Here is a 15,503-nt window from a genome sequence, read left to right as displayed (position 1 = left end):
ATGGCCCACCGCATCCGACTTGCCGTGTGGCTGGTGCTCGTGGCGGGGCCGGCGCTGGGGATGGCGGCCGCGGGTGCGCTCGGGATGTTGCGTCCCGGCTGGCTGGCCAGTGTGGGCCTGTTGGCACTGACGATCTGGACGGCCTACGCCGCGTACCGGGTGCACGCCGCGGTGGCGGCGCCGCTGCGCACGACCGCGGCGCTCCTGCAGGGCCTGAGGGAAGGCAACTTCTCCGTCCGCGCGCGGGGCGATGGCCAGCACGACGACGTGGGAGTGCTGCTGGCGGAGTTCAACGCACTGGCAACCTGGTTGCAGGCACGGCGGCTCACCGACATCGAGGCGAGCGCGCTGCTGGCGACGGTCATGTCGGAACTCGAGTCGGCGGTGCTGGCGTTCGACGGCCGACAGGTGCTCCGTTTGGCGAATCCGGCAGCGGCGCGGTTGTTCACCAGGCCGGTGGAGGACCTGCTCGGCCGATCGGCAGCGGAACTGGGGTGCGAGCGGCTGCTCGAGCCACAGGCGGCTGGACTCATGTCGCTCGAGTTCCCGGGCGCGGTGGGGCGCTGGGAGGTGCGGCACTCGTCCTTCCGGCAGGACGGGCTCGCGCATCACCTCGTGGTGTTGCACGACGTGAGCCGCGCGCTGCGGGAAGAGGAGCGCCTCGCGTGGCGACGCTTGATCCGGGTGCTCAGTCACGAGTTGAACAATTCGCTGACGCCGATCACCTCGATCGCCAACAGCCTCGGGCGCTTCGTTGCGCGTGCGGAGATGGACGAGGCCTCGCGCGACGACGTGCAGCGCGGCTTGGGGGTGATCGAGTCGCGCGCCCAGGCGCTCAATCGGTTCCTGAAGGGGTACGCCACCCTGGCGAAGCTGCCGCCCCCCGCGGTGCAGGACGTGTCGTTGAGTCCCCTGGTGACCCAAGTGGCGGCGTTGCAGCGGTCGCCGTCCTTACGCCTTGCGGGCGGGCCCGACGTGACTGTCAGGGCCGATCCGGACCAACTCGAGCAGTTACTGATCAACCTCGTACGCAATGGCCTCGACGCGGTGCAGGAGACGGGTGGCGCGGTGCAGGTGGAGTGGGAGACCGGGGCCGCTGGTGAGTTGGAAGTGCGTGTGGTCGACGAGGGGCCAGGGGTCGCCGCCGGTGCTGATGTGTTCGTGCCCTTCTTCACGACCAAGCCCGGGGGCACTGGCATCGGTCTCGCGCTGTGCCGACAGATTGCCGACGCGCACGGCTGGCAGGTGACGCTGGAGAACCGTACCGACGTCGCCGGCTGTGTTGCGCGTCTCCGAGTGCCTCTCACGTAGGTGCGCGTGCATAAGGGGCCAGTCTCCGAACGGTGCCATGTCCTGAGGGTCTGTTCATGCGTGAAGACATCGCGTACGCCGTCACACTGTTCCGGCGTTCACCAGCACTCTCCGCCCTGGCCGCCCTGGCCCTGGCCATCGGCATCGCGTCGACCACGGCGCTGTTCTCGGTCGTGCATGCTGTGCTGCTACGCCCGCTCCCGTACGCCGACCCAGGCCGCCTCGTCGCGATCGAGGCCACCGACCCGGCGTCGCCGACGCCGACCAACGGTGACCACAGCTACGTGCTGACCGGGGCCGAGGCGCAGGGCCTCCTCGAGATGACGGACGTCTTCGCCGGGGTCAGCATCCAGGAGTTGTGGACCGACAGCTGGCAGGCCCGCTACGCGCTGACCGCCGCGGGGGACGGGGAGCGACTGCGCGGCGCGCTGGTCGACGCCAACCTGTTCGAGGTACTCGGCGTGACACCGGTCGTCGGGCGAACGCTCGCGGGGACGCCCGCAGTCAGCGACGGCGTGGTGATCAGCCACGGCCTCTGGCGGCGGCGCTTCGGTCAGCGCATGGACGTGGTGGGACAGACCGTCCCTATCGACGGCGTGCCTCGCCCCATTCTGGGCGTGCTGCCAGAGCGGGTACGGATGACGTATCCCCTCGACACGGACATCTATCTGCGCCGTCCCGACACGCTGTATGCCCTCGCGCTCTCGTACCAGGCGGTCGCGCGTCTCGCACCCGGCGTCTCGGTGACGGCCGCCTCGACAGCGCTCGAGCGCCTCACCAGTCGTGGGGAACGCGGGATTCGTCCGAGGCTGGTGGCCACACCGCTCCGCGAACGTCACACGGCACATGTGGAGCGCGGCATCTGGATGGTCGCCACTGGGGCTGGCGTGTTGTGCCTGGCCGGAGCGTCAAACGCCGCGTTGCTCCTGCTGACGCGAACGTTGCGCCGGTCCAGGGAGATGGAGATCCGCCTGGCCATGGGTGCGTCGCGATGGCGCGTGCTCCGGATGCTGATCACCGAGCACGCCGTTGTCGGGGTGGCCGGCATCGTTGCCGCGTTCCCGTTCACCAGGTACGGCATGCCGTTCTTGCTGGCACTCGCACCGCCCAACACGCCCAGACTGGATGAGGTCGAAGTGCACCTGCCGGCCTTCCTGGTGGCCGTCGTGATCGCCTGCCTGTCGGTCCTCCTCACTGCGGTCGCATCGTACCTGGGGGTGATCGGGGGCGCTGTGCGGCCCACGCCTGGGCAGCTCGGTGTCACGGCCACGGTCTCGCCTGGAGCCCGCCTGCTGAGGCGCGCGTTGCTGGTTTCGCAGGTCGCACTCACGCTCGTCCTCCTGTCGGCGGCCACGCTGCTGCTTCAGAGCTTTCTGAACGTGTGGCGGATTGACCTCGGTTTCAACCCATCGCACGTGATCACCGCGCAGTTCAGTCCGGTGCGACAGGGAGCAGCACCACCGCAGGACCGCGAAGCGGCAGTGGCACAGGCGCGCCGACTGGGTCAGACGCTTGCCGCACTTCGCGCTGGGCTTGCCGGCGCGGCGAACGTCGAGGCGGTGGCCCTGGCGGGCGCCGTCCCGATGGAACTCGGCCCAGGGTATACGTTCCTCCCGCAGTCGCGGCAGGTCGACCTGCGGCATGTGCCCCGCATCGACGTGGCCTACCGCGAAGTCAGCGCCGGGTACTTCGACGTGATGCGGATCCCGCTGCTCGCGGGCCGGACGCTGACCCAGGACGACGTCGACGGCGATCGGCGCGTGATGGTCTTCTCGCGCGCGCTGGCCTCACGCATGTTCCCCAACGTATCGCCGCTCGGGCAGATCGTGCACTGGGACGAGCCGTATGAGGTGATCGGCGTGGTCGGCGATGTGCGGTGGGAGCGTCCCGAAGAGCCTGGTCCTCCCACGTTCTACAAGGTGAAGCGCGAAGGGGGCGGGATCAGTCACCTCATGATCCGCACAACCTTGTCTCTGGGTGACGCCGTGGCCCTCGTGAGGGGCCGTCTGCGTGCGTTCGATCCGGATCAACCGATCGATCGCATCGACTCGTTGAGCACCATCGTCAACAGGGCGATGGCCGAGCGACAGTTCTATGCGGCGACGACCAACGTCTTCGCCGTCCTTGCGTTGGTGCTCGCGGTGATGGGTGTCGCCGGCGGTGTGACGGCATCAGTCACCGAGCGCATGCGGGCGATCGGGATCCGGATGGCGCTCGGCGCGTCGCGTTGGCACCTCCGCTGGTACGCGATGCGTGAAGGCATGGTGCCAGTGGCCTTGGGCATGTTGATCGGCGCGGCGGTGTCGACGTACGTCGTCCAGGCGCTCCGCGCCTTCTTGTTCGAGCTCTCGCCGTTCAATCCCGCCTCGCTCGGCCTCGCGCTCGGCGCCATCGCCGTGTGCTCGGGCGTGGCTGCCTGGCTGCCCGCGCGGCGGGCGCTCCGCATTACACCCTCGGCCGTGCTGCGTGAGGAGTAAGTGCGGTAGGGCCGTGTGTCGCGACAGCGAGAGCTGCAAGGGAGTGTGAGCGGCTGCCGCCGTCGCTACTCCCTAGCGAAGGGTGTGCGCATCTCGCATGGAAGAGTCGAATCCGTGAGCGCGACATGGTGTCAAACAGAAGCAGCGGAGGAAGCATGGTGCGGAGCCAGACGTGGCTGAAGGCGGTGTCTCGTGTCGCTCGCGTCTGGCGACGACGGCCAGCCCTGACGCTTGCCGTTGTCGGGACGATGAGTCTGGCCCTCGCGATGAGCGTCGCGATGAGCGCGATCCTCGAGACGGTGGCCCGGCGCGCCCTCGTGTTTCCGAACGGCGCCGAGCTCGTTCAGCTGTTCGATGAAGCGCCAGACGAGGGCAGTTCCGGGAGCACACTGCCCATCGTGGGTTTTGCCGAATGGCGCCAGGCGTCGAGGCTGTATCGTCAACTCGCCGCCTATTCGAGTGGCGACGCCACGGTCTGGGTGAATGGACGAGCGCGCGTCCTCCCGGTCACGTCCAGCAGCGGGAATCTGCTCGCCACGCTGGGCATTGCTCCTGAGGCGGGCCGCCTGCCGACGATTGACGACGAGGGCGTGGTCCCGTGTGCGGCGGTCGCGACGCGTGGCACCGCGGTCACCAACTTCGGCGGTGCGGAGGCCGCACTGAACCAGGCGGTGACCGTCGATGGCCGCCCCTGTCAGGTCGTCGGCGTCGTGGCTGATCGGTACGCCTTCCCCGGTGACCGGACGGGCCTGTACATCACCATCGCACCCCGCGCCGAGGTGCTGCGCAGCCCGGATGGTCGCGTGGGCATCAGCATCGCGCAGGTCCAAGTCCTCGGGTTGCCGCAGCAGGCTGGAACGACACTCCAGATGCAGGCCGAGGCGCACACGTACTTCCGCAACCAGCCGCGCGCACGCTCGCTGCAGGACTCGCTGACGGTCACCTACCAGCAGACGCTACGAACGCTCGGGCTGGCGTCGCTACTCGTGCTGGCCGTGGCGTTGCTGAACCTGTCGGCCGTGCTGGCCGTCACCGCAGTGCAGCGGGTGCGCGAATGGGCGATCAAGGGCGTGCTGGGTGCGAGTCGCGTCGACCTCCTGCAAGAAGTGCTGACAGATGCGTTGGTGTTGGTGGGCTCGGGCAGTGTGGGCGGCGTCGTGCTGGCCATGGCGATGCTCGATCGCGTACGAGCACTGGGGCCGACTGAACTGGCTGACGTGGCACTTCGTCCTGGGTTGCTCGCCGTCTGGGTGATGGCTCTGCTGCCCGTCGTCCTGCTGAATGGGCTGCCCGCCTGGGTCCAGGCATCGCGTCTGGCCATTACGCGCACCGCGCACTTGGGCGCTGCAGGCGTGGCCTCCGTTGCCAGTGTCCCGGCGCGCCGGCTGTTGCCAGGCATCGTGACCGTGCAACTATCCGGGGCGATCGCGCTGGTGGCCGTGTGCCTCTTGTTCATGGCCGCTATCACGGCTGGCCTTACGCGCGCCCGTGGGTTCGATGCCGACGATGTCGTCGTCATTCCGACGTTTCGTGACGTGGACGCTCCGGTCGACGTGTACGTGCGGGACGTGCTGCAGCTGCGCGACTCGCTTGCCGGTGCCGACGGAGCCGTGGCGTCCCTCGCGCTCGATCTGCCGGTGCCCCACTTCGATCGGAGCTTCAGCCTAAGAGGCGAGCAGCACACACGCGGTGCCATCTCGTATTCGCCGAGCGGGCCCGTGCGGGTGTCCCCAGTAGGACCGGAGTATCTGCGTGCGATGCGTACCCTTCTGGTGGCCGGGCGCGACCTCCGTCAGGACGACGGTGCGGCTGCGCCACCAGTGGTCGTGGTGAGTCGCCGGTTCGCCGACCTGCGCCTTGGCGGCGCGCAACGAGCAGTGGGCCAGGTGATCGATGTGGGCTACGTCCGTGGACGCCGGGCCACAGTGGTCGGCGTGGCTGAGAACGTCCGTCGCAGCACCTGGGACGATGCCGAGCTGCCGATGGTCTACATGCCGCTGGCCCAGCGCGATCTCAGCGAGCCCACCGCGGCCCGCGCGCTCGAGCGCATCCTTCTCGTCAGCCGCGGACGAGATGCGCGGGCGTTGTCTGCTTCTTTGGCCGCCGCGCCTCGGTCGATCGGCCTCGGCGAGTCATGGACGCTCCGCCAGGCACGGCTCCAGGAGATGGCGTCCCTGTTCTTGTATCTGACGTTGGCCGCCGTGTTTGGGGCCACGACCCTGTTGGTCGTGGGTCTTGGGGTGTTTGCCGTCACGTCGGAGCACGTCCAGCGAAGCCGGGCGGAGTTCGGCGTCCGTGAGGTGGTCGGGGCGACTCCGTATCGAGCGGTCAGGCCCGCGTGCTTGACGTTCGGCCGGTGGTGGGCGATGGGCGTGGTCGTCGGCATTCTGCTCGGCACGGCGCTGCTGCTTCGAGTTGGCCTTTGGCAGGTGGACGTAGCGAGTTGGTCGCCGGCTATGCTCGGGGCGAGTGCGGCATTGGTCACGTCAGTGGCGGCGTTCGGCGTCGCCGTGCCGCTCAGTCGTATTGTCCGGCGTCAGCCTGCTCAATTGCTGCGAGAGGAATGACAATGAACACAGGCACAGTCTTCGTTGCGACAGCGTTCCTGGCGGGTCTCCTGACGGTCGGAACCCCTGCCCGTTCACAGCCGAAGGCAACAGCGGTCAAGGGCGTAGTACCAGAGTTTACGTACCATGCACCGGCGGACCGCGCACTGGTCGCCCGCATCCGCGAGCAGGCGGGCACAACCGTGCCGAAGGCCCTTCGGCTCGAAGGCACGTTGCAGTGGCGAAACGCGAGCGAGAGCCAGCGATGGGGAGTGACGCTGAAGTGGCCATCGCTCTATCAACAGCGAACAGCCACGGTCATTCATACCCTGGAAGGTGACGTCTACCGGACCAATGGCGGGACGCCCCCTGCAATGCAAGAGGTCGCCCGAGAGAACGTGCGCAACCGATTCGGTGATCTCTCGCTCTTGATCCTCCTGCGGCCGCACGTTCCTGATGTCAGCATCAAGAGTGACGGCACCGCGACCGTCGAGGGCAAGCCGGTGCGCAAGCTCGTGGTCAGCAACACGCAGGGCCCATGGCTGACGCTGTACGTGCATGCCACGGAGGATCGCGTCGTCGCATCGGGCCGGCCCTGGACGATCGACAACGAGTCAGTCGAGCAGTTGATGATCATCCGCGAGCGGCGCAGAGTCGGCGGCATGGAGGTGCCAACCCTGATGGAGCAATTGACGGGCAAGCACCGCGCGGTCATCGCCGCCACAGCGACAGTGGGTCCTTCCGCCAACGTGGACGAATAGGTTCCGTACTGGGTTCGTCAACTAGGCGGATAGAGCTGCCGCGCGCGCACGGCGACGTCTGGCCTGCGGAAACGGACGTCCACCTGCCGGACCTGATTGCGTGAGCCGCGTGGCACCTCCGGTTGCCGGTACACAACCCGGTAGTACTGCCGTGTGTCGCGAACCAGCTGGTGAGGACCGTCCGCTGCGTCTGTGAGCGCGCCTCCGGTCATCCTCACCAACGCCCCGAGGCTGCCGCTGGGCATGTCCGAGGGGCGCCGAACCTTCGTGACCGCAACGGTCGCGGGATGCGGCTTGACCGCTTCAGCTGACGCCTGCTGCGCCCGCGGGTCGATGCCGTAGATTGGTACGTGTGCGACGGAGGACGCGGCCACGACGCGGTCGAATACCTTGCGCGCCTCCGAGCACTTCTGCTCCCGCACTTCACCCCAGTACACACGCCGGATGTCGCTCAGTACGAGCATGGCGCGCCTGGTGCTGGGCTGTTGGGCCATGACCTTGAGCGCGTTCTCGATGACGCCCAGGCTCACCACACTCCGACGGCACGCTTCAGACCTGGACGCCGAGCTGTCGCGCTGTCCGAGGAACTGCCGGATGGTCGTCCTCGACGCGGTGCGGTCGGTCGAGAGTTGCTGAATCAGCGGGAATGGGCCGGTATTCACCACGGCCAGTCGGTCGTGTGGTCCCAGCGCATCCACGAGCGCCAAGGCGGCCAAGACGGCGCCGCTCGTACCGGCCGGTGGAGTGCCAAGGTCATCGAGCACGAGGACGAAGTCGCCGGGCGGCTCGGGTGAGTCACCAGTGATCGTGTCGACGTACTCGAAGGCCTCAATCGGCTGCGCGACGCCGTTGTCGAGCACCACGATGTCGGCGGCGGTCAGGTCGGGAACCGGTTGTCCCTCTCGGGACACGATGACCGTCAGTGTGACGAGCGTCGCTTCGCTCGATGCTGAAGACACCTGGGCGGACGGGATCGCCGCCGTCGTGGCCAGTGACATGGCCAGCAGCGCGGCAGTGGGGCGCCAGGCACGGGCAAGACCACGCATGAGATGTGGACACGCTAGCAGGGCCTTGGGGCGACCGCAATCAGGACGAGGTGGGTACTCGACGGCGCGCGAGTGAGTAGGTACTACTCCTCACGCCAGCATGAAGACTTGCCAGGGCACCCTGGGCACGCGCGGGCGTCGCTGGCGCTGGGGCCCGGCATTGCATCAACCTTCGTGAACCCGCCGGAGCCGCTCGCCTGAGCTTGCCAGCCCGCCATGGGCGTCTGCTAGGCTGCACGCGTTCTCCGGCAGCACGAAGGAGTACGTGCCATGCGAGCTCTCCTGGCCGTTGCAGTCTCTCTCGGTGTCGTTGTCCACACGGGCGCGCAGCCCGCCCCCGACCCTCACGCCCTCCTCGCGGAAGGCGACCGCCTCGCCTGGCTCCGCGCCTGGTCCCAAGCGGAACCACAGTTCACCGAAGCCCGTCGCCTGTTCGCTGCCGCCGGTGACGAGCGCAACGCGCTGTACGCCGAGATCAGCGCCTTACGCGCACGGTTGCCGCGGTTGGCCGTCCCCGAGGCGTCCGCCAGGCTCGCCGAGTACTTGGAACATCCGCTGATGCCGGCGGACGATCGGCTGCGGCTGCGATGCCTGGTCATCAAGGGCGAGACCGACGAGGACCTCGACCCAACGCTGGCCGGCGCGGCCTGGAAGGAGGCCCTGACCGTGGCCGAGCGGCTCGGCGACGAGGCCTGGGCCAACCGTGCGCGCGGCGAACTCGGGCTGGTCGCGTTCCTCGAAGGCAACGCCGGCGGCGCGGTCATGGCACTCGGCTCTGCGTTGAAGCAGGCGCAAGCGAATGGGGATGTCTCGTCGCAGGTCCGGTGGCTGACGCTGTTCGGGCACGGCTACGTGCAGCTCAATCGGCCCCAGGAAGCCCTCGACTTCTATGATCGCGCCCTGAAGGTCGCGGAAACCTTGCCGGAACTGCAGTTTCCGACGATGACGTACGTCGGCCGCTCCAACGCGCTCATCAAGCTGGGGCGCATCCCGGAAGCGGACGCCATCCTCGTGCGCGCCACGGAGCACGCGGCCAAGTACGACGCACGCGGGTACCAGGCCCAACTGGTCGCACAGCGCGCGGCCATCGCCCGACAGCGGAAGGACCTGGTGGGAGCACTCGGTCTCTACGAGGAGGCGGTGGCCCTGGCGCGTGCTTCTGGCGGCCTACGCCTGGTGGCCGACATCGAGCTCGAACAGGCCCAGGCGCTGCGCGAGGCGCAACAGGTGGCGGCCGCCGAGCGGGTGCTACTGGACGCGACGACGATCGCCCGCGACATGGAGGAACGCTTCCTGCTCCCTCGCTTGCTCGCCGAGACCGCCGATCTCCGCGCGGGACAGGGGCGGCGTGTCGAAGCGGCGGCGCTGCTCGAGGAGGCCAGCGAGGTGCTCGAAGGCTTGATCACCGCGGCCAGCAGTCCTTGGGCTCAGGGCCGGATCATCAACGGGATGGACGATGTGCTGACGGCGCGCATCCGGCTGGAAGCCGCGCGGAAGCCCGATGTCCAGCGTGCCTTCGCCATCGTCGAACAAGCCCGCGCCCGGTCCCTGTTGGAGCTGCTGGTCAACCGGCCGGCAAGGGCCGAGCGGCCGCCGCAGGAGGTGCGCACGGTGGAAGCGCGCATCGCCCAGCTGCAGCGGACACTCCTGCACACCCGTGAACGAGCCTCGAGGCAGCGCCTGCTGGCCGACATCTTCGCCGCGGAGGAGCAGCTCGCACCCAGCGTGACGGCGATGTTCGATCGCACGCGCCGCACACGCTCGCAGCTCGACGTGTCGCTGACCGACGTGCAGCGCGCCTTGCGTGCTGACGAGGTGCTGGTGCAGTACGCCCTCGCGGACCCGGCGTCGCTGGCGCTGGTCGTGACGCGCACGACCGCGCGTGTGCAGCCACTTCCGGGGCGCACCCGCCTGGCTACAGAAGCGACGACGCTGCTCGACGCCATTGCCAGCGACGCGAGCATCACGGTCGCCGCCAGACGCCTCGGGACGAGCCTGCTGGATGGGATCCCGGAACTGGCCGGCAAGCCACGGCTCCTCGTGAGCCCTGACGGAGACCTGTATCGCGTTCCATTCGATGTCCTTCGCCACGCGACGAGCCGCCCGCTCCTGGACACCCACGTCGTGTCCTACGTCCCCTCCGCATCCGTCCTCGTGGTGTTGCGAGGACGTACCGCGAACGTGGGCGACCGGCGAGTGCTTGCCGTGAGTGCATCCCCCGGCGCCCCGGTCGCACTCGGGCAGGCGGGCGCACGGCCGCGTCTCGCGCGCAACGTGTACGGCACCGATGGCTCGAAGCTGCGGCAACTGCCCGGTGCAGACGATGAGGCGAGGGCCGTGGTCCAGTTGCTCGGGGCGCAGGGGAGCACCGCGCTCATCGGGGAAGCGAGCACCGAGACGGCCGTGAAGCGGCAGGCGCTGCAGCCCTACCAGGTGATCCACGTCGCCGCGCACGGGTTGCCGAGTGCGAAGTTCCCGGCCCGCGCGGCCCTCCTCGTCCAGCCGGATGCCGTCGAGGACGGCCTGTTGCAGGCGCGCGAGATCCTGTCGTTCCGCCTGTCGGCCGCCCTCGTCACGCTCTCGGCCTGCGACACGGGCAGTGGCAGTGTGCACGGCCAGGATGGCGCCGCCACCCTCGTCCGCCCCTTCATCGCCGCGGGCGCCCGCTCCGTCGTTGCAAATCTCTGGGCCGCCGACGACACGTTCAGCCTGGCCCTCATGCGTGAGTTCTACCGGCGGCTCGCCACCGGAGCGGACGTCGCGACCGCCCTGCGCGGCGCCAAGCGTCACATGCTGGCCACGTTCGGTCCACACGCCACGCCGCGGCTCTGGAGCGGCGTGCTGGTCTACGGTGACGGCCGCGCCAGGGTCGCACCCAGGCCAGCCACCACCAAGGGGAACTGAGATGCCCGTCCTCACCGAGCAGCAGCGTCGCGCGGTGCTCGATGCCGTCCTGCGCGTCATCGACACGAAGTACATGGGGCCGGAGGCAAACACGGTCGCCCTGCGCGCATCGCACGAAGCACGTGTCGTCGACAGCAGCGATCCCGTCGAGTTCGAGGCCGCCATGAACGGCCTGCTCAAAGAGCTCGGGGTGAGCCACACCGGGTTCTTCCACGAGTCGACGCCGCGTGCGGCCGGGCGGGTGGCCATCGCGGCCACATTCACGAAAGCGGAGACCAGCGACGGTGAGCGCTGGATGTTCCAGGACGTGCATCCCGGTGGCGTGGCGGCAGGCGCCGGGATCAAGCCGGGCGATGTCCTGCTGTCGGTCCGGGGCCAGGAACTCGTTCCACCCCAGGCCACGCCGTTTGCGCTCGGTGAGCGCTACGAGATCGTCGTGCGTCGCCCCGATGGCACGACGGTCTCGCCGATGCTTGATGTCCCGCGTCCCAAGGACAAGACGCGTCCACTCGTGGTGCCCGACCAGGTCGTGACGGCGCGGCGCCTCGAGGACGGCACCGGCTATATGCGGGTGACGATGTTCCCCGGGGTGCTGGGGATGGACGTGGCGCGGGACATGAGCCGCGCCGTGCAGGAGCTCGGGACGGATCGGCTCGTAGTCGACCTTCGCGGCAACACCGGCGGAGGCATCGGGTGCCTGCGCCTCATGAGCCTGCTGTGCGACGAGCGGCGTGGCGTGGGCTACAGCGTGGGCAAGGCGACCGCGAAGAAGGGCTACCGCAAGGAGGACCTGGCCGTCTTCGACCGGATCCCGACCTCGAAGTGGGGCGCACTCGCGCTCATTCCGCGGTTCGCCCTGGCGGGCCGGTCAGTGGCCGTGTTCACGGAAGCCTTGGGGGCCAAGGCGCACCACGGCCGCACGGCCATCCTGGTGAACGAACACTCGGCGAGCGCCGCGGAGATGGTGGCCGCGTTCGCGCAGGAGAACGGCCTGGCCACGCTCGTCGGTACGAAGACCGCGGGCAGGCTGGTCGCAGCCAGCGCCTTCAAGGTGGGGCATGGCTACCGCGTCGCGCTGCCCGTGGCGGAGTACTACACGTGGGCGGGAGCACGGCTGGAGGGGGTGGGTGTACACCCCGACGTCGACGCCCGCTCGGATCCGGACGCCATCAGGAGCGGGCACGACACGGAACTCGCCGCCGCCTGCAATCATCTCCGTTCGGCACCAGGCGCAGTGACACCGAGACAGAGTGTCGAAACCTGAGCTGTCGAGGTAGGCGACGGTCGCGTTCAGTCCTGTCCGCCGCAGGAGGCAGGCAGCTGTCCACCCCGAGGGACTACCTCGAGGACCAGGACCGCAATCGTCAGTAACCATCGATACAATGCTGAGGCACACATATTGAACGGTGGAGTGACCAACCACCCTCCAGGGGAGCCTCCATGTCGAGTGTCCGGCTCGGTCGTCGCGGTGTGATATTTGGCCTTGCTGGTCCCGCCTTCGTTGGCCTTGTCGCCATCAGCGCACCGCCGCCGGCCTCGGCCCAGATCGGCATCATGGACCTGTCCCGTCCGCCACGGCAGGAGCGCTCGGTTGAAGTGCGTTCCACCTTGCCTCAGTGGGTGGCGATGCCCAGGGATGCGCGCATCCTGACAAGCGACGGCCTCGAGATGCGTCCGCTCAAGAACTCGGCGGTCACCTACGAGAACGCCAAGTTGGGCGTGCTCGTCGGGGCGTTGCGGAACGCCGGTGGGTGCGCGCGGAACCTGACCGTGCGCCTGCAGTACACCGACGACCACTGGCGCCCGCTCGGCGACCCGATCGAGAACGAGGCCCGCGTGAGCCAGGTCGACCCGGGTGCCGCACTGCCGTACAGGTTCCGCCTGCGACGGAACGATGAATTCAAGGAGCCCCCATCCGGCTACATCGTGCAGGTCGCGGAGGATGGGAAGGCCGTCGCCGCGACATTGCAGTGGGTCGATCGAAACCGGAAGATCGACACCTCGCCGTGCCCACCGACCGACCTGGTGACCACCTTTGCCGAGAAGAAGCGCCGAGCCACGCTCAGTGGCTACAGGGTTGACGGCACGCTCACGGTGAACAACGGTGGCCCCGTGCGACCTGACGGCATCATGCTGACCGCTCTACTTCTGGACGAGGGCGGGGAGGTGCTCGAGGTACTCACGGGCATTCCCGAGCCGAAGCCGAAGGAGTTGCCGTCCGGATTCATCGAGAACGCGCAGGTCATCGCATTCAGCCTCTCGACGGGTATCCCGCTGGGCAAGGCTGTGCAGACCGTTCAGTTCTTCGCGGAACTCTTGCCGGGGGCACGTCTCGTGCCCGAGAGCCCAGGTAAGCAGGAGTGAGCAGCATGACGGGGCACACGACACGGCTTCACCTGCTGCTGGCATCCGTGCTGTGTGGGGTGGTGTTCAGCGTAACCGGCCTCGCGCAGGACGCTCGGCCTGCCACACAGCCGACGTTCCGTGCGGAAGTGAGCCTCGTCGAAGTGGTGGCCGTCGTCACAGGCGAGGACGATCGCAGCTTGGAGGATCTCGCAGCATCGGACTTCGAAGTGCTGGAGGACGGCACGGCGCGCACGCTGGTGTCCGTGCGCAAGCTGAGCGCCGAATCGAGACAAGCGGCCGTGGTGGGCGCGAGTGCAGGCGCGGCGGAAGCCTATGTGGAACGCCTGCCGACCAGCACGGCGTCTGCTGACGCGCCGGCGTTCGTGCTTCTGCTCGACGATCTCGACACCAGTCCCCGTGATTCGCACCGTGTCATCAAGACTGGCGAGCGCGCTCTGTCGTATGTGCCGGATTCGGCCCTCTTGTCGGTGGTGACCACGAGCGGTATCGGGGGCTCCTTACTGACACTCCAGCCGCCCAGCCCTTTGCACATCAAGCAGGTGCGTGACTTCCGCGGCCAGTTACTGTTGCGCCCCAGGCTGATGTCAGGAACGGCACCGAGTTCGGTAAGCGCACCATGTGGCGTTGGTTCGGGCGTACTCGACTCCCTCGATTGCGCCGACCCCACGCGACCAGCTCGGCGCGCGGCTGCCGTGGCCGCTGCAGCGGAGATCCTCGGGCGCGCGGGATCCCGGCGCAAAGTGCTGCTGTGGGTCACCCAAACGATGGGCGTGTCTCCGCTGGATCCGGAGGGAAGCCGGCGGGAGCAGAGACGCGCGTTGGCATCGGCACTGAACAGCGATGTCGTCGTGTACGTGCTCGACCCGCGCGAGAACACTGGCGGTGTTGAGCTTGCTGACGAGAAGCGCTCTGGAGGGAAGCTGCGGGCCGGGACCGCCACAACCCAGTTTGCGGGCGGCGCAGGCATGACGATCGACCTGGACGTCGACGACATGGTTGCCGTGCCGTTGACGCAAATCACACGCGAGACCGGTGGCCGCTACATCACCATGGCCAACAACCTCGGCGACCTGATGGGCCGCATCATCGAGCAGAACTCGACGTCGTACCTGCTCGTGTACGAGTCGCCGGTGTCGCGGACGCCGGGACGCCACCGCATCGACGTCCGAGTCAAGCGCCCTGGTGCGCGCGTGTCGGCTCGGCGCGGTTATGTCGTCGAACCTCCTGTCGCGGGCGCGCCAGCGTCGACGGTGGACGCCAGCCTGCTGCGCCGCACACTCCTCGGAAGTGCCCCCCAAGGGCAGTTGCGCCTGACCGTGCAGGCCGTGCCCCGCTTCGCCACGGGCAAGAGCGGCGCCGTCTCTGTGACCGTGCTGGCCGAGGACATGGCGGGGCGTGTCGCCGGGCCCCTCGACGTTGTTCTGGCGACGTTCGACGATGAGGGGCGCGTCAGCAATCAGCACCAGGTTCGGCTGGAGCCACCAACGGCCGGCGCGCCGCTCGAGTTCACCACGGAGCTACCGCTCTCGCGCGGCCGACACCAGCTCCGCGTGGCCGCGGTGACGAGTGACGCCAGCAAGACGGGCCTTGTGATCACGCCGGTCGAGGTCATCGAGCCGGGACGGCAATTGCTCATGGCGTCGCCGCTTGTGCTCCAGCAAGTCGGCGAGCAGGTAGCCCCGACGGCGGTCAGGCGTTTCGTCAGCGGGGCTGCTCTCGGGGTGCAGGCGGAAGTAGCGGGCCGCCCCGTGCAGGACGGCAAGGTCGCCGTCAAACTGATCGTGACGGACGCGAGTGGCGCTGTCGTGAAGACGGCTGATGCGACCCTCGACGGGGCCGGCTTGTCGGACCGGCGTCGCGCCACGGGGCTCGTGGATACATCCGGCCTTGGGCCTGGCGCGTACCTCCTGACCTTGGAGGCCGGCACGGGCAACCCGGACAGCGCGGTGCGCCACGCGATCCCTGTTCGCCTGGATGCCGGTCCCGCCGTGCCCACGGCCGGTGTCCTCCGGCACTCGGTGGTCGCCCATGGACCGGCCTCGAGGCACCCGGAGCCCGGCACTTTCGTCATCCGTGACGAAGGCACGTGGC

The 15,503-nt window shown here is 68.4% G+C and carries 9 protein-coding genes; 8 read left to right on the top strand and 1 reads right to left on the bottom strand.

What is annotated here, in order from left to right; all coding sequences use genetic code 11:
* The 4 genes from Q0C41_RS03695 (at window position 1) to Q0C41_RS03680 (ending at window position 7,095) form a co-directional block, all read left to right on the top strand.
* Window positions 1–1,311 (top strand): ATP-binding protein, encoded by a 1,311-nt coding sequence (locus Q0C41_RS03695; protein ID WP_291981105.1) that lies wholly within the window; start codon window positions 1–3, stop codon window positions 1,309–1,311.
* A 56-nt stretch (window positions 1,312–1,367) separates the two neighbouring features.
* Window positions 1,368–3,788, top strand: coding sequence for an ABC transporter permease (locus Q0C41_RS03690; protein WP_291981104.1), 2,421 nt, complete (start codon window positions 1,368–1,370; stop codon window positions 3,786–3,788).
* Window positions 3,789–3,913: 125 nt separating this feature from the next.
* Window positions 3,914–6,355: an ABC transporter permease gene (locus Q0C41_RS03685; RefSeq protein WP_367079111.1), complete on the top strand. Its 2,442-nt coding sequence runs from the start codon at window positions 3,914–3,916 to the stop codon at window positions 6,353–6,355.
* A gap of 2 nt (window positions 6,356–6,357) precedes the next feature.
* Entirely contained in the window at window positions 6,358–7,095 is a 738-nt protein-coding gene (locus Q0C41_RS03680; protein WP_291981102.1) for a hypothetical protein, read from the top strand.
* 17 nt (window positions 7,096–7,112) lie between these two features.
* Here the strand turns inward: Q0C41_RS03680 and Q0C41_RS03675 are convergent, their stop codons facing one another.
* Window positions 7,113–8,141 (bottom strand): VWA domain-containing protein, encoded by a 1,029-nt coding sequence (locus tag Q0C41_RS03675; protein WP_291981101.1) that lies wholly within the window; start codon window positions 8,139–8,141, stop codon window positions 7,113–7,115.
* Window positions 8,142–8,411: 270 nt separating this feature from the next.
* On the opposite strand from Q0C41_RS03675, the gene Q0C41_RS03670 reads away from it, so the two are divergent.
* The 4 genes from Q0C41_RS03670 to Q0C41_RS03655 all read left to right on the top strand — a co-directional run.
* A complete protein-coding gene (locus Q0C41_RS03670; RefSeq protein WP_291981100.1) occupies window positions 8,412–11,045 on the top strand; it encodes a CHAT domain-containing protein in 2,634 nt (877 codons plus the stop codon).
* 1 nt (window position 11,046) lies between these two features.
* The gene (locus tag Q0C41_RS03665) at window positions 11,047–12,309 is read left to right on the top strand and encodes a S41 family peptidase (RefSeq protein ID WP_291981099.1); all 1,263 of its coding nucleotides are present in this window, start codon (window positions 11,047–11,049) and stop codon (window positions 12,307–12,309) included.
* A gap of 332 nt (window positions 12,310–12,641) precedes the next feature.
* Window positions 12,642–13,409: a hypothetical protein gene (locus tag Q0C41_RS03660; RefSeq protein ID WP_291981098.1), complete on the top strand. Its 768-nt coding sequence runs from the start codon at window positions 12,642–12,644 to the stop codon at window positions 13,407–13,409.
* Between the two features lie 128 nt (window positions 13,410–13,537).
* Window positions 13,538–15,503: VWA domain-containing protein (locus Q0C41_RS03655; protein ID WP_291981097.1), on the top strand; the 1,966-nt coding region annotated here is incomplete at its 3' end.

The sequence above is a fragment of the Luteitalea sp. genome (genome assembly GCF_022842525.1).
GTDB lineage: Bacteria > Acidobacteriota > Vicinamibacteria > Vicinamibacterales > Vicinamibacteraceae > Luteitalea.
Note: the sequence above shows the minus strand (reverse complement) of the source record. Positions and strands in the feature narration are given on the sequence as shown.

Bases quoted from the DNA above. Each gene is read 5' to 3' on its own strand.
- Q0C41_RS03695 (WP_291981105.1), top strand. From the start codon at position 1: ATGGCCCACCGCATCCGACTTGCCGTGTGGCTGGTGCTCGTGGCGGGG.
- Q0C41_RS03680 (WP_291981102.1), top strand. From the start codon at position 6,358: ATGAACACAGGCACAGTCTTCGTTGCGACAGCGTTCCTGGCGGGTCTC.
- Q0C41_RS03665 (WP_291981099.1), top strand. From the start codon at position 11,047: ATGCCCGTCCTCACCGAGCAGCAGCGTCGCGCGGTGCTCGATGCCGTC.
- Q0C41_RS03685 (WP_367079111.1), top strand. From the start codon at position 3,914: ATGGTGTCAAACAGAAGCAGCGGAGGAAGCATGGTGCGGAGCCAGACG.
- Q0C41_RS03670 (WP_291981100.1), top strand. From the start codon at position 8,412: ATGCGAGCTCTCCTGGCCGTTGCAGTCTCTCTCGGTGTCGTTGTCCAC.
- Q0C41_RS03675 (WP_291981101.1), bottom strand. From the start codon at position 8,141: ATGCGTGGTCTTGCCCGTGCCTGGCGCCCCACTGCCGCGCTGCTGGCC.
- Q0C41_RS03690 (WP_291981104.1), top strand. From the start codon at position 1,368: ATGCGTGAAGACATCGCGTACGCCGTCACACTGTTCCGGCGTTCACCA.